This is a genomic window from Salipiger aestuarii (genome assembly GCF_003259905.1).
GTDB classification, from domain to species: domain Bacteria; phylum Pseudomonadota; class Alphaproteobacteria; order Rhodobacterales; family Rhodobacteraceae; genus Salipiger; species Salipiger aestuarii.
Genome location: NZ_QLMG01000014.1, coordinates 57497 through 78607, shown reverse-complemented (window position 1 = coordinate 78607; position 21111 = coordinate 57497). Strand labels below are relative to the sequence as shown.

General features: G+C 66.2%; 16 protein-coding genes and 2 tRNA genes. 14 read left to right on the top strand and 4 right to left on the bottom strand.

The genetic code is table 11. From position 1 onward, the window contains the following. Positions 1–89 precede the first annotated feature (89 nt). From ATI53_RS09670 to ATI53_RS09655, 4 genes are all read left to right on the top strand, one after another. The gene (locus ATI53_RS09670) at positions 90–1949 is read left to right on the top strand and encodes an ABC transporter permease (RefSeq protein WP_111550290.1); all 1860 of its coding nucleotides are present in this window, start codon (positions 90–92) and stop codon (positions 1947–1949) included. Next, complete coding sequence (locus ATI53_RS09665) at positions 1946–2716, top strand: ABC transporter ATP-binding protein (RefSeq protein ID WP_009506439.1); 771 nt, start codon at positions 1946–1948, stop codon at positions 2714–2716. The genes ATI53_RS09670 and ATI53_RS09665 overlap by 4 nt, the downstream gene beginning before the upstream one ends. Next, on the top strand, positions 2709–3410 hold the full coding sequence (locus ATI53_RS09660; RefSeq protein ID WP_111550289.1) for an ABC transporter ATP-binding protein: 702 nt from the start codon (positions 2709–2711) through the stop codon (positions 3408–3410). Before ATI53_RS09665 ends, ATI53_RS09660 begins: the two co-directional genes overlap by 8 nt. A 204-nt stretch (positions 3411–3614) precedes the next feature. Further along, positions 3615–4061, top strand: coding sequence for a MarR family winged helix-turn-helix transcriptional regulator (locus ATI53_RS09655; RefSeq protein ID WP_111550288.1), 447 nt, complete (start codon positions 3615–3617; stop codon positions 4059–4061). Positions 4062–4304: 243 nt separating this feature from the next. On the opposite strand, the gene ATI53_RS09650 is transcribed toward ATI53_RS09655, so the two are convergent. Continuing rightward, positions 4305–5015 (bottom strand): SIMPL domain-containing protein, encoded by a 711-nt coding sequence (locus ATI53_RS09650; RefSeq protein WP_223866048.1) that lies wholly within the window; start codon positions 5013–5015, stop codon positions 4305–4307. Positions 5016–5181: 166 nt separating this feature from the next. Between ATI53_RS09650 and ATI53_RS09645 the strand changes: the two genes are divergently transcribed. Continuing rightward, positions 5182–8154, top strand: a complete 2973-nt coding sequence (locus ATI53_RS09645; protein WP_146609904.1) for a hypothetical protein — start codon at positions 5182–5184, stop codon at positions 8152–8154. A gap of 33 nt (positions 8155–8187) precedes the next feature. Here ATI53_RS09645 and ATI53_RS09640 read toward each other — a convergent pair whose 3' ends face one another. Then, the gene (locus ATI53_RS09640) at positions 8188–10635 is read right to left on the bottom strand and encodes an ATP-dependent helicase (protein ID WP_009504301.1); all 2448 of its coding nucleotides are present in this window, start codon (positions 10633–10635) and stop codon (positions 8188–8190) included. A 670-nt stretch (positions 10636–11305) separates the two neighbouring features. On the opposite strand from ATI53_RS09640, the gene ATI53_RS09635 reads away from it, so the two are divergent. Both ATI53_RS09635 and ATI53_RS09630 read left to right on the top strand, forming a co-directional pair. Further along, complete coding sequence (locus tag ATI53_RS09635) at positions 11306–14749, top strand: pyruvate carboxylase (protein ID WP_111550285.1); 3444 nt, start codon at positions 11306–11308, stop codon at positions 14747–14749. Between the two features lie 392 nt (positions 14750–15141). Then, on the top strand, positions 15142–15813 hold the full coding sequence (locus ATI53_RS09630) for a choice-of-anchor E domain-containing protein (protein ID WP_170134547.1): 672 nt from the start codon (positions 15142–15144) through the stop codon (positions 15811–15813). A gap of 65 nt (positions 15814–15878) precedes the next feature. Here the strand turns inward: ATI53_RS09630 and ATI53_RS09625 are convergent, their stop codons facing one another. After that, a complete protein-coding gene (locus ATI53_RS09625; RefSeq protein ID WP_223865930.1) occupies positions 15879–16397 on the bottom strand; it encodes a DUF4405 domain-containing protein in 519 nt (172 codons plus the stop codon). Positions 16398–16572: 175 nt separating this feature from the next. Between ATI53_RS09625 and ATI53_RS09620 the strand changes: the two genes are divergently transcribed. Together ATI53_RS09620 and ATI53_RS09615 are read left to right on the top strand one after the other, a co-directional pair. Beyond that, positions 16573–16647: transfer RNA gene (locus ATI53_RS09620), tRNA-Gly, on the top strand. Between the two features lie 32 nt (positions 16648–16679). Next, positions 16680–16754, top strand: a tRNA-Gly gene (locus ATI53_RS09615). Between the two features lie 161 nt (positions 16755–16915). Here ATI53_RS09615 and ATI53_RS09610 read toward each other — a convergent pair. Beyond that, positions 16916–17224 (bottom strand): hypothetical protein, encoded by a 309-nt coding sequence (locus tag ATI53_RS09610; RefSeq protein WP_111550284.1) that lies wholly within the window; start codon positions 17222–17224, stop codon positions 16916–16918. A gap of 758 nt (positions 17225–17982) precedes the next feature. Here ATI53_RS09610 and ATI53_RS09605 point away from each other — a divergent pair. The 5 genes from ATI53_RS09605 to ATI53_RS09585 are packed head-to-tail and all read left to right on the top strand — an operon-like array spanning position 17983 to position 20908. Further along, entirely contained in the window at positions 17983–18435 is a 453-nt protein-coding gene (locus ATI53_RS09605; RefSeq protein WP_009504296.1) for a hypothetical protein, read from the top strand. Continuing rightward, positions 18432–19097, top strand: a complete 666-nt coding sequence (locus tag ATI53_RS09600; RefSeq protein WP_111550283.1) for a MotA/TolQ/ExbB proton channel family protein — start codon at positions 18432–18434, stop codon at positions 19095–19097. Before ATI53_RS09605 ends, ATI53_RS09600 begins: the two co-directional genes overlap by 4 nt. Further along, entirely contained in the window at positions 19090–19479 is a 390-nt protein-coding gene (locus tag ATI53_RS09595; protein WP_190325579.1) for a biopolymer transporter ExbD, read from the top strand. The genes ATI53_RS09600 and ATI53_RS09595 overlap by 8 nt, the downstream gene beginning before the upstream one ends. Beyond that, on the top strand, positions 19479–19874 hold the full coding sequence (locus ATI53_RS09590; protein WP_111550282.1) for an ExbD/TolR family protein: 396 nt from the start codon (positions 19479–19481) through the stop codon (positions 19872–19874). Before ATI53_RS09595 ends, ATI53_RS09590 begins: the two co-directional genes overlap by 1 nt. Further along, on the top strand, positions 19874–20908 hold the full coding sequence (locus ATI53_RS09585; protein ID WP_111550281.1) for a TonB family protein: 1035 nt from the start codon (positions 19874–19876) through the stop codon (positions 20906–20908). The genes ATI53_RS09590 and ATI53_RS09585 overlap by 1 nt, the downstream gene beginning before the upstream one ends. Positions 20909–21111: the final 203 nt, after the last annotated feature.

Here is a 21111-nt window from a genome sequence, read left to right as displayed (position 1 = left end):
GAGGGGCAGCGCCCCGTGCCTTTCGCACAAGGCAAGGCGTGCCCCGCCTCTCCCCGCCACATGCGCCGCACAAGGAAAGTCTCCGGACCATGGCCTTTTTCCTCGCCCAGTTCCTGACGGGTCTCGCCAATGCGGCGGCCCTCTTCCTCGTCGCCTCGGGCCTGTCGCTCATCTTCGGGGTCACGCGAATCGTCAATTTCGCCCACGGCAGTTTTTACATGCTGGGGGCCTTCATCGGCATCACGCTGATGGACATCCTGCCCGGTCATGTCGGGTTCTGGGGCGCGATCCTGCTCACCGGGCTTGCGGTGGGCGCCATTGGCGCGCTGACCGAAATCGTGGTGCTGCGTCCGATCTATCGCGCCCCCGAGCTGTTCCAGCTGGTCGCCACCTTCGGCGTCATCCTTGTGATCCAGGACCTTGCGCTGATGATCTGGGGCGCCGAGGATCAGCTTGGCCCGCGTGCGCCCGGGCTGCGCGGCGTCTGGCGCGTCTTTGGCGAACCGGTGCCGAAATACGACATCGTGCTGATCGCCATCACCCCGTTCATCCTGTTCGCGCTGTGGTATCTGATTACGAAAACCCGGCTTGGCGTGCTGGTGCGCGCCGCGACGCAGGACCGCGAGATGGTCGGCGCGCTTGGCGTCAATCAGGCGTGGCTGTTCACCGGGGTTTTCGCGCTGGGATCGGCGCTGGCGGGTCTTGGCGGGGCGCTGCAACTGCCCAAGGGCGGCGCGGACCTGCTGATGGATTTCAACATCATCGGCGAGGTCTTTGTGGTTGTCGTCATCGGCGGCATGGGCAGCCTGCCGGGGGCGTTCATCGCTGCCGTGCTGATTTCCGTGCTCAACGTCTTTGGCGTCACCTACCTGCCGCAATCGACGCTGGTGCTGATGTATGTGGTCATGGCCATCGTGCTGATCGTGCGCCCCTACGGCATTCTGGGGCGCGAGGAAGTCGCGGGCGAACACGGTCAGGTCGGCGCCCCCGAACAACCCATCCGCCCCTACGGCCCCAAGGGCATCGCGCTGGTCGGCGCACTGCTGTTTGCGCTGGCGCTGGTGCCGCTGTTCGCCGAACAATTCGTAATGACGCTGATCGTCGACATGATCGTCTTTGCGCTGTTCGCCGCCTCGCTGCATTTCATCCTTGGCACCGGCGGGCTGGTCAGCTTTGGCCATGCCGCGTTCTTTGGCGGCGGCGCCTATGCCGCAGCGCTTCTGGTCTATCACACCGATACCCCGATGGAACTGGCCTTCGTGTTCGCCCCGCTGGCCGCGGGGGTTCTGGCGCTGGCCATCGGCTGGTTCTGCATCCGGCTGACCGGGGTCTATTTCGCCATGCTGACGCTGGCCTTCAGCCAACTGGTCTGGAGCCTGGCGTTCCAGTGGCGCGGCGTGACGCGCGGCGATGACGGGCTGGTCAACATCTGGCCCGCCGAATGGTTGAACGCGCCCGCGCCGTTCTACTACTTCACCCTGATTCTTGGTGCGGGCGGCATCATCTTCCTGCGCCACGCCATCCATTCGCCGTTCGGCTACGCCCTGCGCGCCGGTCGCGACAGCCCGCGCCAGGCCGAGGCCACCGGCATCGACGTCAAGCGCGTGCAATACGCGGCGTTCTGCCTTGCGGGCGCGATGGCGGGGCTTGCGGGCGGGATATTCGTGTTCTCCAAAGGCTCGGTGTTTCCCACCGTTCTGGAAATCGGCGAAAGCTTCGATGCGCTGATCGTGGTCTTCCTTGGCGGCGTGAAAACGCTGGCGGGCGGGGTTGTCGGTGCGGGTTTCATGACCGTGGTCGAAGACTGGCTGACCCGGCTTGAATACTGGCGCCTGCTGCTGGGCCTGGTGATCATCGCCGTGGTGATCCTGATGCCCGAAGGCATCGTGGGCACCTTGCGCACCCTGTGGCGCCGCATCCGCAACATCGACGAGGAGACCGTGAAATGACCGAAATCCTGCGCGTCGAAAACCTCAGGAAAAGCTACAGCGGCTTTCTCGCCGTCGGCGGCGTCAGCTTCAGCGTCGCCAAGGGCGAGCTCAAGGCGCTGATCGGCCCCAACGGCGCGGGCAAATCCACCTGCTTCAACATGCTGATGGGGCAGCTGAAGCCGACCGCAGGAAAGGTGTTTCTGGACGGCGAAGACATCACCGGGCGCAAACCCCGCGACATCTGGCGCAAGGGCGTGGGGCGCACCTTTCAGATCACCGGCACCTACCAGTCGATGACCGTGGTCGAAAACGTCCAGATGGCGCTGATGTCGCATCACCGGCGCATCTTTTCCCTCGGCCCGCGCGCCTGGAAAATATACCGCGACGAGGCGATGAGCCTGCTGGAAACCGTCGCCATGAAAAACCAGGCCGACCGGCCCTGTTCGATCCTCGCTTACGGCGATCTCAAACGGCTCGAACTGGCCATCGCGCTGTGTCACAAACCCCGCCTGCTGCTGATGGATGAACCCACCGCCGGAATGGCGCCCAGCGCGCGGATCGAACTGATGCAACTGACAGCGGACATCGTGCGCGATCAGGGCGTCAGCGTGCTGTTCACCGAACATGACATGGACGTGGTGTTCGCCCATTCCCATCACATCATGGTGCTGAACCGGGGCGAGCTGATCGCCGATGGCAACGCCGCGCAGGTGCGCAACGACCCCCGCGTGCAAGAGGTCTATCTGGGCGGTGGAACCCTGTTCAAGGAAAACTCCCATGCTTAGCGTCGAGCGCATCCACAGCTATTACGGCAAGGCCCACATCCTGTCGGACCTCACGTTCGAGGTCCGGCGCGGCGAGGTGGTCGCCCTTCTGGGCCGCAACGGCGCGGGCAAATCCACCACGATGAAATCGGTGATGCAGCTGGTCAGACCCCGCAAGGGCGGCGTCATCTTTCAGGGCCGCGACCTGGTGGGCGAACCCGCCTTTCGTGTCGCCAAATGGGGCATCGGCTACGTCCCCGAGGACCGGCGCATCTTTACCGACCTGACGGTGCTGGAAAACCTCGAAGTGGGCCGTCAGCCCGCCCGTACGGATGCGCCCCACTGGACCACCGACCAACTGTTCGACATCTTTCCCAACCTTGCCGAACGCCGCGCCAACCGCGGCAAGCACATGTCCGGGGGCGAACAACAGATGCTGACCATCGCCCGCACGCTGATGGGCAACCCCGCGCTGTTGCTGCTCGACGAGCCCTCGGAAGGCATCGCCCCGGTGATCGTCGAACAGATGGTGGCCACCATTCTGAAGCTCAAGGACCAAGGGCTGACGGTTATGATTTCCGAACAGAACCTGCATTTCGCCCGCGCCGTCGCCGACCGCGCCATCATCATCGAAGGCGGCGAAAAGAAATTCGACGGCAGCTTCAAAGACCTCGAAGCTCATCCCGAAATCCGCGATGCCTACCTGTCGGTCTGATGCCCGCCCCTGACCGCCGATTGGCCATGCGCCGCGCCCGGTCTTCATCTTGCCAGGTAAACTCCGGGGGGAGTCGCCGTTCAGGCGACGGGGGGCAGCGCCCCCCTGCCACCTCGCGGACCGGCGCAAGAATGGATGGGGCGCCAGCCGTTGCCCCTGATCGCGAATGGCTCTAAGACTGCGATCCGCACAGGAGACCCCGGTTTGAACGACTCCCCCAAGGCCCGCACATCCGCCGATCACGGCTACCTGCTGGACGAGCAGATCGGTTTCCTGCTGCGCAAGGCTTATCAGCGCAACTCGACCATCTTTTCCGACAAGGTGCCCGGCAAACTGACCCCGACGCAGTTCTCGGTCATGCACCGCCTCGCCGAAGACGGACCGATGTCGCAAAACCGCCTCGGCCGGTCCGTCGCCATGGATGGCGCCACAACCAAGGGGGTTGTCGACCGGCTGATCGCGCGCGGCCTGCTGCGCACGACCCCCGATACCGAAGACCGCCGGCGGCACTTGGTCTCGCTGACGCCGGACGGCGTCGGGTTGATCGACGCGGCGACGCAGGCCGCCATCGAGGTCAGCATCGAAACGCTGGCGCCGCTGCGCGAGCGCGAAAAAGAAACGCTGCTGCGCCTGCTGCGCAAGCTCGGCTAGACCCGGTTCAGGCCGGCGGTGGGGCACCCGCGGGCTTTCGCGTCCGGCAGGCCTGCGATAGTCGCCGCGAGGGGATGCGTTCCTGCCGCGGATTGGGAAGCGCGCCCCGCGCGGCCCCTCTCCGTCCTGCCGAAGTGGACAGTGTTCTCGCCCCTTGCGCGCCCCTTTGCGTCATCCAAGCGGCAGCCGCCAGCCCCGCACCGTTCCCGCGAACGCCGCGCCACATCGCCGCTGCGCGCCTGCTCAGTCGGGTGTTTCGTCGCCCAGACGAAAAACCACGGTGACCTGCGCCGAGATCGTCTGTTCGCCCGCCGCCACCGGGGCCGACGCCATTCGCGCCATTTCCATCCTGGGCATCGGCATGTCGCCGCCCCCCCCTTCCGTGATGGACAAGATCGGCCCCAGGGTTATGCCTGCAGCTTCTGCCAGCACGTTCGCCCGCGCCAGCGCGTCGGACACCGCATCGCGGCGGGCGTCATCCATCACCGGGCCGGGTTCCTGCAAGCCAAAGCTCAACCCGGCAAGCCGGTTGGCGCCCCCTTCTGTCACCGCCGCCAGAACGTCGCCCAGGCTGTCCAGATCGCGCACCCGCACGGTCAGGCTGTTGCTGGCCTCGTACCCGGTGATGTGGCGATCGTCCGAATCGTGGCGACTCCAGACCGGCTGAAGCCCGATATCAGAAGTCTGCCGGTCGCGCGGCGCGATATTCAGCCCGTCCAGCCGGGACAGGATCTCGGCGGCGACGCGCGATGCCCGATCCATGGCGGCGCCTGCCTCCGGGTCCTGCGCCGTCACCCCCAGCGACACGGTCGCCATGTCGGGCACGGCGGATGCGCTGCCCTCACCGGTGACGGTCAGCCGGGGTTCCTGCGCGATGGCCGCGAGCGGCGCAAGCGCCAGCATCGCCGCAAGGCCAAGTGAAAGCGACATAGACATAAAGGGGGGACGGATCATCGAAGCCTCCGGAAGATCGTGTGTCTGTCGCAACATGCGCACGCCAAGATCGCCCCGCAACCCCCGACGACAGAGCTTTCTTCCTCTCGGCGGACTGCTGCTGTATGATGGGCCAAAGGCCTGACAGGGGCTCCCCATGACGACCGGGCAATGATAGACAATGCGCATGGTTCCGAATAACGCGCTTTCGCTTTCTTCCGACGGTATCGCGCTGCTGCGCCGTGACGGTGACGTCTGGCAGCGGCTGGGCGAGATGTCGTTTCACACCGACGATCTGGACGCAGCCCTTGGCGCACTGCGCGATATTGCCATGGACAGCGGGCCGGATGGCCGGCAGGTGCTGCTGATTCTGCCGGACGATCAAATCCGGTATCTGGATCTGCCCGACCCCGGCGACGAGTCCGCGCGGGGCGCCGACGTGCGCGCGGCGCTGGACGGCGCGACGCCCTACGATGTCAGCGAACTGGTGTACGACTGGCAACCGGTGCCGGGGCGGCTTCAGGTCGCTGCCGTCGCGAGGGAAACGCTGGCCGAGGCCGAATCCTTTGTCGCGGCGCAGGGTTTCGATCCGGTAAGCTTCGCCGCCGCCCCCGCCACGGGCAGCTTTGCCGGAGCGCCGTTCTTCGGCGCCGCCTCCGGGTGGGCCGGCCCGGCGCCACACCGAATCGCCGGGCCGATCCGCATTGTCGCGACCCCGCCCCCGGTTGGGAAACCGCCCGCAACCGCGCCCGACGTCGCAAGGCCGGCCCCGGACGCGCGCAGGCGCACCACTGCGCCAATGCGCGAGGCCGCATCCGAACCCGCATCCCCCCAGCAGGCGGACGCGGCGGGGCGCCGCACCAATCTGCCGCCTTCCGGCGCCACCCCCGCAACCGAAGCCGAAACCGGCCCCTTGCCGGTCATGCAGCCCGAGGCGATGGCAGAGGCCGCGCCCCGCCCCGCCCCCCTGCCTGCCCCTGCCCCTGTGCCTGCCCCCGGTCCGCCCCCGGCGTTCCTGACCGCGCCAACGCCCCCCTCGACGCCAGGCCCCGCAAGCGATCCGTCGACCGAAAGCCCGGTGGCTGCGCCCGCCGACTTTGGCACCGGCATGTTCGGCCCCGGTATGTTCGGCCCCGGAGGCGACGCGCGCACGGCCGCACTTGCCCCCCTGCCCGAACCGCCCGCAGCGCGCATCCGCCCGGCTGCGGACAAATCCGGCGCCGCACCCGACACCCCCAGCTTTACCAGCATTCGCGCCAGCCGGGACTTGCCCGACAGCAGCGGGCAGATGGTGCTGACCAGCGGCGCGCCGAAACCGTCCGCCCCGCCCGTCGCGGCCCCGGCCGTGACAGAGTCTGCCGCCGCGCCCCGGCGTCAGGACCGCCCCGCGTTGCGCGCCGCCCTTGCGCCTGTGTCGAACCAGGCCCCGGCCGTCGCTGCTGCCGCACCCGACCGCAACGCTTTGGCCAGCGATACCGCTGCGCGCAATGCCCCCGCCCGGACTCCGCCCCGTCCCGCCAAGCCGGCCGCACGCCCGGCGGCGAAACCCGCGCAGGGCGCGGCACCGCACACCGCCGCCGCCCGCCAGCCCGCGCCGGCCTCTGCCGAGGCGCCCGCGCCCAAACCCGCGCGCCCGCGCCAGCGCAAATCCGCCCCCCCCGTCCCCGCCAGCCCCCGCCCCACCAGCCCCGGCCCGGTCGCCCCCCGCAGCGCCCCCGGTGAGGCGCCGCCCGTCATGCAGGCCGCCATGTCCGGGACCGCCATGTCCGGGGCCGCCGACCCCGAGGACGAACGCCGCCGCATGACTGTCTTTGGCGCGCGGCGCGAGGAAGACATCGGCGGCAAGCCGCGTTTCCTTGGACTGATGCTGACGATGGTGCTGCTGCTGTTCCTGCTGGCGGTCGCCGCCTGGGCCTCGGTCTTTCTGGACGAAGGGCTGTCGCGGTTCTTTGGCCCCGCCGATGAGGAGGCGACCGAAGTCGCCGCCGCCGATCCGGCCATGCCCGCCCCGATTCAGGTCGAGCCGCAAGTCGCGCCCGAAGTGCTGGCCCTGCTGCCGCCCGCCCCCGGCAGCGATATCACCGCGGATGCCGCACCGGCCGCGACCGCCCCCGCACGGATCGCCCCGTCGCCCGAAGAGGCCGCCGCGCGCTATGCTGCGACCGGGATCTGGCAGCGATCACCCTCGCCGCCGCCCGACGCAAGCCCCGACAGCATAGATGACTTCTATGTGGCCTCGGTCGATCCCAGGGTCGAACAGTTCGACGCCGTCGCCCTGCCCCCCGAACCGCTCTCCGAAGGCGCCGCCCAGCCGGTCGCGCTGCCGCCGGGGCCGGATGTGCGCTTTGATCTGGACGCGCGCGGGCTGGTGCGGGCCACGCCCGAAGGGGCGGTCTCCCCCGATGGGGTGCGGGTGTTCACCGGCCCGCCGCCGCAGGTGCCGCCCGCCCGCGCGCAATCCACCGTTGCCGAAGACGCCGCCGGTGCAGCCGCCGAAGATCCCGACGCGCCCGCCGTCGCCCCGACGGACCCCGCGCTTGGCGCCCGCCGCCCGTCGGCCCGCCCCGGCGACCTGGTCGAACAAAGCGAACGGGTCGTGCTGTCGGGCTTTTCCGTGGCCGAACTGGAACAAAAGCGCCCCGTGATCCGACCTGACAGCGTGCGCGCTGCGGTCGCCGAAGCAGTGGCGCAGGCCGTTGCCGCAGCCCCCCCGGCACCGCCGCCAGGCCCGGAAGCCCCCGCCGAAGAAGCCGGGGCACCGGATGCCGAGGTCGCGGTGAGCACCGCCCTGGCGGTCGCCCGATCGCTGGAGCCGCAACTGCGCCCCCCGGGCATGGCGAGGCGCGCCGAAAACACCCCGGTTCAGACCGCCCCTGCCGCGGCGGTCCGGGCGCAACCGGCGCCGCGCATTCCGCAAAATGCCAGTGTCGCGCGGCAGGCAACGATGTCGAACCAGCTGAACCTGCGCGAGACGAGCCTGATCGGGGTCTTCGGATCGGCGTCGAACCGGCGCGCACTGGTGCGCCTGTCGAACGGTCGGCTTCAGAACGTCAAGGTCGGCGACCGGCTGGATGGAGGCCGAGTCGCCGCGATTGGCGACTCCGAACTGCAACTGACCAAACGCGGGCGCAACCTGGTGTTGCGAATGCCGCGCGGCTGACTGACCTGGCGTCCACCCCGACCTCTGCCGCGATCAGAACGGCACGTCGTCATCCGCGTGAACGAACCGCGCAACGACCTTCTTGACCCCAGCTTTTTCGAACGCGATTTCCAGCTTGTCGCCTTCGATTCCGGTGATGTCACCATAGCCGAATTTCTGGTGAAACACGCGCTGGCCCATCTCGAATGCGGATACCGCCGTCAGGTCGATGACCTGTGTGCGGCTTTCGCGCGGCTGACTGGTCGGGCGCTGGCCTGACCGTGCCTGCATCCGCTTCCAGCCGGGGGAGTTATAGACATTCGCCTCGGCCGCGCGGGTTTCCAGCCCCGACCCGGCACCATAGGGCGAGGCCGCGCCGTAATTGCCGCCGTACAGCCCCGGCGGGGTCAGCACATCGACGTGTTCTTCGGGCAGTTCGTCGATGAAACGCGACGGCAGCGCCGATTGCCACTGTCCGAACACCTGACGGTTTCCGGCAAAAGATATGGTGCACAGTTCCTCGGCGCGGGTGATGCCGACATAGGCCAGCCGCCGTTCTTCTTCCAACCCCTTGAGCCCACTTTCATCCATGGATCGCTGCGACGGAAACAACCCGTCTTCCCAGCCGGGCAGGAACACGCAGGGAAATTCCAGCCCCTTGGCGGCGTGCAGCGTCATGATCGACACTTTTTCACCGGCCTCGTCGCTTTCGTTATCCATGATAAGCGCGACATGTTCCAGAAACCCCTGGAGGTTCTCGAACTGCTCCAGCGCCTTGACCAGCTCTTTCAGGTTTTCCAGCCGCCCCGGCGCTTCGGGCGTCTTGTCGGCCTGCCACATGCCGGTGTAGCCGGATTCGTCCAGGATCATCCCGGCCAGTTCCATATGGGTGACGGTCGGCTTGCCACGCCGGGTTTCGCCCACGACGAACGGCGCCTCGTCGTCGATCACCGCATCGGTATCGTCGGGTTCGACATCGCCCTGCCGCAGCACCGGGCCAAGCATCACCTCGCGCCAGCGGCCGAGATTTTCGCACAGATGGCGCAACTGTCCGGCGCCCTTGCCCTTGATACGGCCCTCGTCAACGGCGATGCGCGCCCCGTCCAGAAGCGACACACCGAATTCCCGCGCGGTCGCCTGGATCACTTGCTGGGCCTTGTCGCCAAGGCCGCGCTTGGGTGTGTTGACGATGCGTTCGAACGCCAGGTCGTCGTCGGGCGACACCACCAGCCGGAAATATCCCATGGCATCGCGAATTTCCAAACGCTCGTAAAAGCGGGGGCCGCCGATGACGCGATAAGGCAGACCGATGGTCAGAAAGCGGTCTTCGAACGCGCGCATCTGGTGGCTGGCGCGCACAAGGATCGCCATGTCATCCAGCGAATGGGGGCGCAGCCCGCGCGTGCCCTTTTGCAGCGATTCAATTTCCTCGCCGGTCCAGCGCGCCTCATCGACGCCATCCCAATGGCCGATCAGGCGCACCTTTTCGCCGCCGCCCGCGTCGGTCCACAGTTCCTTGCCAAGGCGGCCCTCGTTGCCGCGAATGACGCCGGACGCCGCGGCAAGGATATGTTCGGTCGAACGGTAATTCTGTTCCAGCCGCACCACATGCGCGCCGGGAAAATCCTTTTCGAACCGCAGGATATTGCCGACCTCGGCGCCCCGCCAGCCATAGATCGACTGGTCGTCATCGCCCACGCAGCAGATGTTCTTGTGCGTGTTGGCCAGCAGCCGCAGCCAAAGGTACTGTGCGACGTTGGTGTCCTGATATTCGTCCACAAGGATGTAGCGGAACCAGCGCTGATACTGGTCCAGCACGTCGGGGTGGTTCTGAAAGATGGTGACCATGTGCAGCAACAGGTCGCCGAAGTCGCAGGCGTTCAGCTCGCGCAGGCGGGTCTGATACTGGTCGTAGAATTCCGTGCCGCGATGGTTATAGGCCGATGCCTCGGACGCGGGCACCTTTGCGGGCACCCAGGCGCGGTTTTTCCAGTTGTCGATCAGGCCCGCAAGCTGGCGCGCAGGCCAGCGTTTGTCGTCGATGTCGGCGGCGCGGATTAGCTGTTTCAACAGCCGGATCTGGTCGTCGGTGTCCAGAATGGTGAAGTTCGATTTCAACCCGACCAGTTCGGCATGGCGGCGCAGCAGCTTGACGCAGATGCTGTGAAACGTGCCGAGCCAGGGCATGCCTTCGATCTGCTGGCCCAGCATCCGGCCGACCCGCAGCTTCATCTCGCGCGCAGCCTTGTTGGTAAAGGTCACCGACAGGATCTCGTTCGGGCGGGCGCGCCCTGTGGTCAGCAGATGCACGATGCGCGCGGTCAGCGCCTTGGTCTTGCCGGTCCCCGCCCCGGCCAGCATCAGCACCGGCCCGTCCAGCCGTTCCACCGCCTCGCGCTGCGCCGGGTTGAGATCGTCAAGATAGGGCATCGGCCGCGCGGCCATGGCGCGGGCGGACAGCGATGCGCCCTCAAAGGCGTCCATGTCATCGAATGTGCTCATGCGGGGCAATCTAGCCCCCCACGCACCGGATGGGAAGAGATCGTTCCCGTTACGTTCGCAAGAAACCTGTGAACAGGCGAAAGCTGAAGGAAAGTTTTTACAAAGCGGCGGCGCATGCCACCTGAGCGTCAGACAATCGGGGCGCCAGACAATCGGGGCGTCAGACAATCGGGGGGCCGGCAACAGAACGGGCGCAGACCGGATGGACCCAGTCGAAGGGAAAGGCTCGTCAGACGTGCGTTCGACTTTGGCCGGCGCGAATGGCGGGCATTGCAGCGCCGTGCCATCTCGTCATTCATACCGGCATCGTCGCAGGCGCGGCACCAGAACGCCGCGGTCCAAAGGCTCCCTGCGGGTGATACTCTGCCCGGGGGCGGCATGGGCGGCAGCCTCGTATTCGCAAAGACCCGGCGCGGTCGGCGATCCCCAATGAACCAGCCTTCTTCCCCCGCTTCCCGGCGCCGTCGGTGGCGGTCTGCCCCTGTTGCCGCCGCCCTGTTGCCGCCGGCCATTACCAGGCAGCGCCAACGATCCGGCATATTCGCGAACCCGTTCTGCAAAGGCCCCGCAATTTCCAGCTAAGTTTGCAAACCCGCCTTGCGCTGCGCAGCAGCATAGCGTTCACTCTCGTTCACGCTCGAAAGACCCTGGACGGAGGAAAAAACACGCAATGCGCGAGTTCAACAAGATTCTCATTGCAAACCGCGGCGAGATCGCCATTCGCATCATGCGAGCAGCGAACGAAATGGGCAAGAAGACGGTCGCGGTCTTTGCCGAAGAGGACAAGCTGGGGCTGCACCGCTTCAAGGCGGATGAGGCGTATCGCATCGGCGAGGGGCTTGGCCCCGTGGCCGCCTATCTGAGCATCCCCGAGATCATCCGCGTGGCCAAGCTTTCTGGCGCGGACGCGATCCACCCCGGCTACGGTCTGCTGTCGGAGAACCCCGAATTCGTCGATGCTTGCGACGCGGCCGGCATCACCTTCATCGGACCCAAGGCGGCGACCATGCGCGCGCTTGGCGACAAGGCATCGGCGCGCAAGGTCGCGATGCAGGCAGATGTGCCGGTGATCCCCGCCACCGAGGTGCTGGGCGATGACTGGGACACCATCGCCGCCGAGGCAGAGGCCATCGGCTATCCGCTGATGCTCAAGGCGTCCTGGGGCGGCGGCGGGCGTGGCATGCGCCCCATCGAAGGGCCCAGGGAGCTGAAGGAAAAGGTGCTGGAAGGGCGTCGCGAGGCCGAGGCCGCCTTTGGCAACGGCGAAGGTTATCTGGAAAAGATGATCATCCGCGCCCGCCACGTCGAGGTGCAGATCCTCGGCGACAAGATGGGCAACATCTATCACCTGTATGAACGCGACTGTTCGGTGCAGCGACGCAACCAGAAGGTTGTCGAACGCGCCCCCGCGCCGTATCTTTCCGAAGCGCAACGCGAAGAAATCTGCGAACTGGGGCGCAAGATCTGCGCCCATGTGAATTACGAATGCGCCGGCACCGTCGAATTCCTGATGGATATGGACAGTGGCAAGTTCTATTTCATCGAGGTGAACCCCCGCGTTCAGGTCGAACACACCGTCACCGAAGAAGTCACCGGCATCGACATCGTTCAGGCACAGATCCTGATCGCCGAGGGCAAATCCCTCGCCGAGGCCACCGGCAAGGCATCGCAATATGATGTGCGCCTGACCGGCCACGCGCTGCAGACCCGGATCACCACCGAAGATCCCACCAACAATTTCATCCCCGATTATGGCCGCATCACCGCCTATCGCAGCGCCACCGGCATGGGCATCCGCCTTGATGGCGGAACGGCCTATGCGGGCGGGGTCATCACCCGGTTTTACGATTCGCTGCTGGTCAAGGTCACGGCCAAGGCCCCGACACCGGAAAAGGCGATCAAGCGGATGGACCGCGCCCTGCGCGAATTCCGCATCCGGGGGGTGAGCACGAACATTGACTTCGTCATCAACCTGCTGAAACACCCGGTGTTTCTGAACAACCAATACAGCACGAAATTCATCGACACGACACCCGAGCTGTTCGATTTCAAAAAGCGCCGCGACCGGGGCACCAAGGTGCTGACCTATATCGCGGATATCACGGTGAACGGGCACCCCGAGGTGCAGGGCCGCGCCATGCCCGCCGCCGATCTGAAACCGGCCATCCCCCCGGCGCTGCAACACGAAAAACCGCCCTCGGGCACGCGGACGCTTCTGGATGAAAAGGGCGCGCAGGCCGTCGCCGACTGGATGTCTGAACAAAAGCGGCTGCTGATCACCGACACCACCATGCGCGACGGGCACCAGTCCTTGCTTGCCACGCGCATGCGGTCGATCGACATGGTCAAAGTGGCCCCGGCCTATGCCGCCAACATGTCGGATCTGTTTTCGGTCGAATGCTGGGGGGGGGCCACGTTCGATGTCGCCTACCGGTTCTTGCAGGAATGCCCCTGGCAGCGCCTGCGCGACATCCGCGCGCGGATGCCCAACATCCTGACCCAGATGCTGCTGCGCGCGTCCAACGGGGTGGGTTACACCAACTACCCGGACAACGTGGTGCAAAGTTTCGTCGCTCAGGCGGCCAGTTCGGGCGTTGACGTGTTCCGCGTGTTCGATTCGCTCAACTGGGTGGAAAACATGCGCGTCGCGATGGATGCGGTGATTGAATCCGGCAAGATCTGCGAAGGCACGATCTGCTACACTGGCGATATTCTTGATCCGGACCGCGCCAAATACAACCTTCAGTACTATGTCGACATGGGCAAGGCGCTGAAGGACGCGGGCGCGCATGTTCTGGGGCTCAAGGACATGGCCGGCCTGCTGAAGGCCAACGCCGCCGGCGCGCTGATCACGGCGCTGAAGGAAGAGGTCGGCCTGCCGATCCATTTCCACACGCACGACACGTCCGGTGCCAGCATCGCCACCATCATCGAAGCCGCTCGCGCCGGTGTAGACGCGGTGGACGCGGCGATGGATGCGCTGTCGGGCAACACCTCGCAGCCGACGCTGGGCTCGATTGTCGAGGCGCTGCGCCATACAGACCGCGACACGCTGCTGGACGTGGGCACCATCCGCGAGCTGTCGAATTACTGGGAAGCGGTGCGCGGGCAATATACCGCCTTTGAATCCGGCCTTCAGGCGCCTGCATCCGAGGTTTACCTGCATGAAATGCCCGGCGGGCAGTTCACCAATCTCAAGGCGCAGGCCCGGTCGATGGGGCTGGAAGAACGCTGGCACGAGGTCGCCCAGACCTATGCCGACGTGAACCAGATGTTCGGCGACATCGTCAAGGTGACACCATCGTCCAAGGTTGTCGGGGACATGGCGCTGATGATGGTGTCCCAGCACCTGACCCGCGCGCAGGTCGAAGACCCCGCCACCGAGGTCAGCTTTCCCGACAGCGTCATCGACATGATGCGCGGCAATCTCGGCCAGCCGCCGGGCGGTTTCCCCGACGCCATCGTCAGCAAGGTGCTCAAGGGCGACAAGCCCAACCTGGACCGCCCCGGCGCGCATCTTCCGCCCGCCGATCTGGATGCCCTGCGCACCGAACTGGCCGCGAAATTCCCCGACGTCGATTTCGACGACGAGGATTTCAACGGCTATCTGATGTATCCCAAGGTGTTCAGCGATTATGCCGCCCGTCACGAGGAATACGGCCCAGTGCGCGTTCTGCCCACGCTGACCTATTTCTACGGCATGCAGCCGGGCGAAGAGATCACCGCCGAAATCGACCCCGGCAAGACGCTGGAAATCCGGCTTATTACCGTGGGCGAAACCCAGGACGACGGCGAGGTCAGGGTGTTCTTTGAGCTCAACGGTCAGCCGCGCGCGGTGCGCGTGCCCAACCGCAAGGCCAAAGCGACCTCTGCCGCGCGGCCCAAGGCCGAAGCCGGCAACCCGTCGCATGTCGGTGCGCCGATGCCCGGCGTGGTGGCGTCGGTCGCGGTACAGGCAGGCGGGCAGGTCAAGGAAGGCGATCTGCTGCTGACCATCGAGGCGATGAAGATGGAAACCGGCCTGCACGCCGAACGCGACGCCACCGTCAGGGCGGTGCACGTCACCCCCGGCGGCCAGATCGACGCAAAGGATCTGCTGATCGAACTGGATTGATTTGGGCTGACAGATCCAGGGGGCGGCATGCGAATCGCGCGTGTCGCCCCTTTTCGGTCCCGCGCTGCACGACGCCGCGATCAATGGTCCGCGCAGGCGATCCCGTCCGGCGCTTGGCCCGCCCGAAGTCGCGCCCGTCCGCCGCGCAGCGTTCACCGCCTCTCGCGTACGAAGACATATCGACGGCACATCGACATCAGGCACAATACAACCCTTGCGGCAAACAGGCTGCGCGCATGCACTTGTTTCCGCATGCAAACCGTGCATCTTGCATCGTCGGGCCGGAAAATCGGTGCTCTGGAAAGGTTTTGCTTGCCTACAAGCGACCCCACGTCTTATCCGTTCAGATAAACGTGCGTAGTTCTGCGTCCTGGATCAAAGGGTTTGCCTTCATGAAATATCTTATCACCGCCGCCGCGACGTCGGTCATGCTGGCGAGTTCGGCAAATGCGCTTACGCTCTCGTATCAGGATACCATTACCGATACCGGTACGCCCTGGCTTGAAACCCTGAAGCTCGGAAAATTCGATTCGTCGCTCGGCGCGCTGAACAGCGTCACCCTGTCCCTGTCGGGTATCTCGACCGGCAGCGTGGGCATCGAGCGGAATACCAGGGCGCTCGATATCGACCTGACGTATGTCTACAATCTGGGGGCGAACATCTACGCGTCAGTGGCAGGCGTTGCCGAACTCAATGTCGAAATCCTGCCCGTCAGCAACAGGTTTTTTGTTCTTGGTCCGTATGACGGTGTCCGCGACTACGCGGGGCAATCGGGCACCACCTATGACGGTTTCTACGGAACCGACGCCGACGCGGCGACCATCACCTCGAACTTCGCGCCGTTCCTCGGCACCGATACCTTTGACGTGGCGGTCCTGGCAATCGGCACAAGCAGTGTCGAAGGCGCGACCAACTACTGGGCCGAAGTAAGCGGTACCGCCACGGCGACCGCCTCGGTGATCTACGACTACACGCCTACTGCCGTGCCGCTGCCCGCAGGCGCGCCGCTTCTGCTGTTGGGCGTTGGTGGTATCGCGATGCTGCGCCGTCGCAAGAAAGCCTGAGCCGCATCGCTTCGTGTCATTGCAAGACCCGCCGCGCGCCCTGCGCCGCGGGTCTTTTGTTGCCGTCAGCCCTGCCCGGCAATCACGGCCATCACCGCAATGTCTGACTGGCCGGACGCGGCGGCAATCCCGGACAGGGTCTGATCGGGCGAGGTGATCGTGAAACCGGCGCGCGCCAGCCGCGCCGCAAGCGATGTCGGGGATTCGTCCAGAATGGCCGCGATCTCGGCCACCGATCCGCCAAGCATTTTTTGCGCCATGCCGAATTGCGCCGGCCCGTTACGCGGACCGCTCGTCGCGCCGATGGTCGGCACGACAAAGACAATCGCCGCAAGCAAGGACACCACCATCGCCACGGCAAAGGCAGGCTTGCGGATATAAGCCTTCATCGGTCGCCAGTTCTTCCACAGGTGCAGCGCGAACGGCACGATCAGGACCATGCTGAGCCATTCGTGCATGCCGTGGAACCAGAAGGCGTTCCAGTGAAAGAACAAGGCAATTCCCGAAATCAGCGAGACAAGGAAGAGTCCCGCAATCAGCGGGGTGGCCCAACGGTTCACAAGCGAGGTCATGGCGGAGGTCATGGCGAAATCCAGTGCTTTGACAGTGCGTTTCACGGCGCAACGGGGGGTTGGCCCGTTGTCGCCTCACATATAACGCGGCATCGGTGCGCGCCCGTCGCAAGTTTTCGGCGGTCGGGCGAATATTTCCTCTTGCGAAGCTGCGTCAGAGCCTCTAAATCGCCCCAACCAACCGGTTGCGGGCGTAGCTCAGGGGTAGAGCATAACCTTGCCAAGGTTAGGGTCGGGCGTTCGAATCGCCTCGCCCGCTCCAGTTGGTCAACGGCAGGTCGGCTGCCGACGGATGCGGGCGTAGCTCAGGGGTAGAGCATAACCTTGCCAAGGTTAGGGTCGGGCGTTCGAATCGCCTCGCCCGCTCCAAATAAACCGGCGAACCCAGTCAGTTACAATGAAGCCGCCTCCGGGCGGCCTTTTTGTCTGGCGCGGCTTGTCAGGCACGGTTTGTCAGGCAACGTGGGTGCGCGGAACGGGTGGCACCTGGTCGGGGTCACGGGATCCGGGCGCGGCACCACATCTGACCGTCAAGGGCGGCCCTGTGGTTCACAAAGCGGCGTCTGAATGTCTTGCTGCTCTTCTGACGTGACTGGCACAAACTTCCTGTTCGGCAGCATCAAGGCGGTGCAAATGGCCTCTGCATCATTCTGACCATTCTTCCGACGCTTGACGAAGGGTTTGACACCCTGCGGCACGATGACCTTGACCGTATGGCCACGCGCCTCGAATTGCCTTTGCCAGCAAAACGCGCCAGCGTCGGGCGCGACGCGAATGACACAGCACTCCAACTCGGAAATTTCTGCCAGCCGCCGTTCTCGGCGGATGCGACGCTTCAATACGGGGTCCGCCCGTCAGCGTCAGATCTGGGCAGTTGGAACACGTTCTTGGCCAGGACAATTGCAATGAAAGCGGTTGCCATATCTCTTTTTATTCTGCTGCGTCATCCTCGCAGCGTTACGGCTGCATATATATCCACCCCGTGAAATGGAGTCGCAGCGCGTGCCCCCGCAGGGCGCCTTGAGCCTGCGAGCGGCTCTGCCGGACCCCGCGTCGCATATTTGCCCGGCGTTTGCCGGGACGGCGCAAGGGCATCGCCGAAAACGTCGCCCCGCATGCCCCTGCCCGGCCCGATGTCCGACCTCCTGAGGGCCCGGTTGTCCATACGGGCAGCGGCACGGGGTCGACGGGCGCGGGGTCGGGTCGTTGCGCGGATCGGGCCGCGTGAGGTGCCGTTTGCCGGCAAACCCAAATCACGGCATGTCATCCGGCGCGCGTCAGACAAGTCCGGAGGCGACGGCGAGTTACGCGTAACATGCGCCCCGGTTCAATTCTGCGCGGCGCAACACGCAACGCCTGCAAGGGGGCGGGGCGGTGGAATGACCATCCCGTCGCAACGTGGCTGGCGACGCGGGGATCCGCAAGAACGGACCCTTCGGGTTTTGCGGTTCCTGGTCGCGCCCGCGTCCGAGTAGTTGAGAAACTTAATAAGGTATTGTAACCCTACCGAAACTGTGGTGACTCCTCACGGGACGATCCAGCCAGCGCCCACACGGGCGCAAGCATGCAATCCAGACCTGCATTCAGGGAGCTGCCGGTGCCCAGTGCCATCCGTCTCCACGCCTTTTTCGCCGCGACAAGCCTTGTCAGCGGTCTTTGCTTTGCCATTCCGGCAATCGCGCAAGACGCGGACGCCGCGCCCGCAGCGACGCTGTCCATCGAGCTGAACGCCCAGCAACAGACCGAGCGCGGCTGCAAGCTGAGCTTTCTGGCGCGCAACGCCTCTGGCGCGGACATCGCCGCCGTGGTGTTCGAAACCGTGCTGTTCGACACCAACGGACAGGTCGAGCGCCTGACCCTGTTCGATTTCGCTGCACTGCCCGCCAACAAGCCGCGTTTGCGCCAGTTCGTGGTTCCCGGCCTGCAATGCGACGCGCTCGGCCAGGTGCTTATCAACGGCGCGGCCACCTGCGACGCGCCGGCCGGAGCGCAGGTCTGCACCGACGGTCTGACCCTGTCCAGCCGCACCGATGTGGAGATGATGGGATGACCGGAACGCCACTGGACACGCTGGGCGGGCTGGTGCTGCGCCTTTACGATCTGGGCGGCCCGGTCGTGCTGTTTCTTGCGGTCGTGTCGATCGTCACGCTGACGGTCGTGCTGTACAAGCTCTGGCAATTCCGCGCTGCCGGGGTCGGCCGTCACCGCGCCTTGCGCGATGCGGTTGCGGCCTGGGACCGAGGCGACCGGGGCGAGGCACACCGGGCGCTGGACCGTTCGCGCAGCTATCTGCGCCCCGTGGTCGCGATGGCGCTGGCGGGCAGCGTCGACAGCGCCCGGCTGGATGCCGAGGCCGAGGCCCGCTTTGCGCGCCTTGAACGGGGATTCCGCTTTCTGGACGGGGTGGCGCAGCTGTCGCCGCTGGTCGGTCTGTTCGGCACCGTTCTGGGCATGATCGCGGCCTTTCAGGCGTTGCAGGACGCGGGCAGCCAGGTTGACCCGTCGCTGCTGGCGGGCGGCATCTGGGTGGCGTTGCTGACCACCGCCGTGGGGCTCGCCGTGGCGATGCCGACACAGGTTGTGCTAAGCTGGCTTGAGGCGCGCATCGACGCCGAGCGCGTGCTCGCCGACCGCGCCCTGCGCAGCATCCTGTCGCCCGTGGGCGCAGGGCCTGCCCCGGCGGACGCTGCGGGCGCGCCCGCCCATGCGTAGGATCCGCCGCAGGCGCAGGCTGTCGGTGACATCGCTGATCGACATCATCTTCCTGCTGCTGCTGTTCTTCATGCTCAGCTCGACCTTTACGAAGTTCTCCGAGGTCGAACTGATGGCCGCCGGCGCCGAGGTTGCGTCCGGCGCCGACACGCCGCCGCTGTTCCTCCGGCTCGGGGCGGACACCGTCATGCTGAACGCCGCCGAACTGACCCTTGACGATCTGGCCAAGGCGCTGGCGGGACACAAGGCAGCGGACGAAGACGAGGCCCGGCGCCTGCTGGTGGCGCTGCGACCCGAGGTCACGTCGCAACGGCTGACCGACCTGCTTGTCGTGCTGCGCGGCGTGCCGGGCTTTGCCCCCACCATCCTGGGGAAATCGTGATGATCGGGAAGACGCGCGCGAAATCCCACCGCGAGCCGACGATTGCCCTTATCAACGTCGTGTTCCTGATGCTGATATTTTTTCTGGTGGCCGGTCAGGTGGCGAAGCCCGTTGATGCGTCGCTGAAGCTGGTGAACACCGCCGAGCTGGACGGCGCGCCCCCGCCGAACGATGCGCTGGTGGTGCGCCCCGACGGCAGCCTGCTGTGGCGCGGCGCGCCCATCGCCAGCGCCGAGGCGTTCCTGGCCGAACGCGGCGCAGAGGCGCCCGCAACGGTGCGCGTGGTGCCCGACCGTGCCCTGCCCGCGGCAGATCTGGTTGCCCTTGCCCGCGCCCTGCGCCGGGGCGGGGCCGAAAGCGTCATGGTCGTATCCGAAAGGGGGCTTGAGCGGTGATGGAGATTGGCATTCGCAGCTCGCGCGCGGCAAAATTCATTGCGGCGCTGCTGGCATGTACCGCGCATGGCGCGCTCGCCGTGGCGGTGATGCAGGCAGAACCCCCGGTGCAGATGGACAGCGCGGCAGGCGCCATCGAGGCAACCCTGGGGGCAAGTTTTGCCGACATGGCGGCGGGCAGCCTTAGCCCGCTCCCCCCCGACGCGCCGACCGAGGCCGAACCGGTCAGGCAAATCACGCCGCCGGAACAGGCGTGGCCCGCCGCCGCGCCGGAGCCACCTGCACAGGCGGTCGCCGCCGGCCCGATTTCGGATGGCGCGGCCCCGGTCGAACCGACGCCCGCAGAAAGCGACGAGGCGATGGCGCTGTCGGCGAACTCGGATGTGGTTGCGGCCATCGCCCCCGAAGGAACCTCGCCCGGTTCCGCCCCGCCGTCCCCCGTCCAGGCCAAGCCTGCCCAACCCGAAACAGCTCATCCCGCGGCCCCGCAACCGGGGTCCGTGCAGGCCGAAACCATCGAGGCCGAACAGGACGACGTCTCGTCCGAAGCGATCGCCGTCTCCCGCCGCCCGGTGACGCGGCCCGACACGCTGGACGTGCCCGTACCAGACCCGCAGAAACACACACAAACCACCCGCAAGACCCGCGCCCCGCAGCGCGACCAACCGCAAGGCAATTCCGACCGCAACGCCCGTGCTGGACAGGCCAGCGGCACGCAGACAGCGCGCGCGGCATCCAGCGGGCCGGGCGGGCGGTCCGCGGACTCGGGCAATGCGGCGGCCAGCAATTACCCCGGAGAGGTGATGCGCAAGCTTCGCCGCGTGTCGCCCCCCCGGCTCAACGCTCGGGGCAGCGCGGTGATCGCGTTCCGCATCGGCGGCAGCGGCGGGCTGGCGGGGCTGGCGGTCGCGCGCAGTTCCGGATCGGCGGCGCTGGACCGGGCGGCCCTGCGCGTCGTCCAGAGCGCCTCGCCCTTTCCCGCCCCCCCCAGCGGCGCGCGGCGCAGCTTTTCCATCGAGATCAAGGCGCGCTGACAAGCCCACCGGATCGCTCCGGGCGGCAAACGGCTGTCCATCGCCGGCGTCCGGCGCTCCCCTTGGCGAGATTTCGCGCCAGAGCAGACTGGCAAAGGGCCGGTCGGCGCGCCCGCGCACTGGCTGGTTCGTCAAGCGAATGCCCCGCCGGCGATCCCGCGCCGAGCCGGTTTCACGTCGTCAGCGCACCGCCAGACGACTGC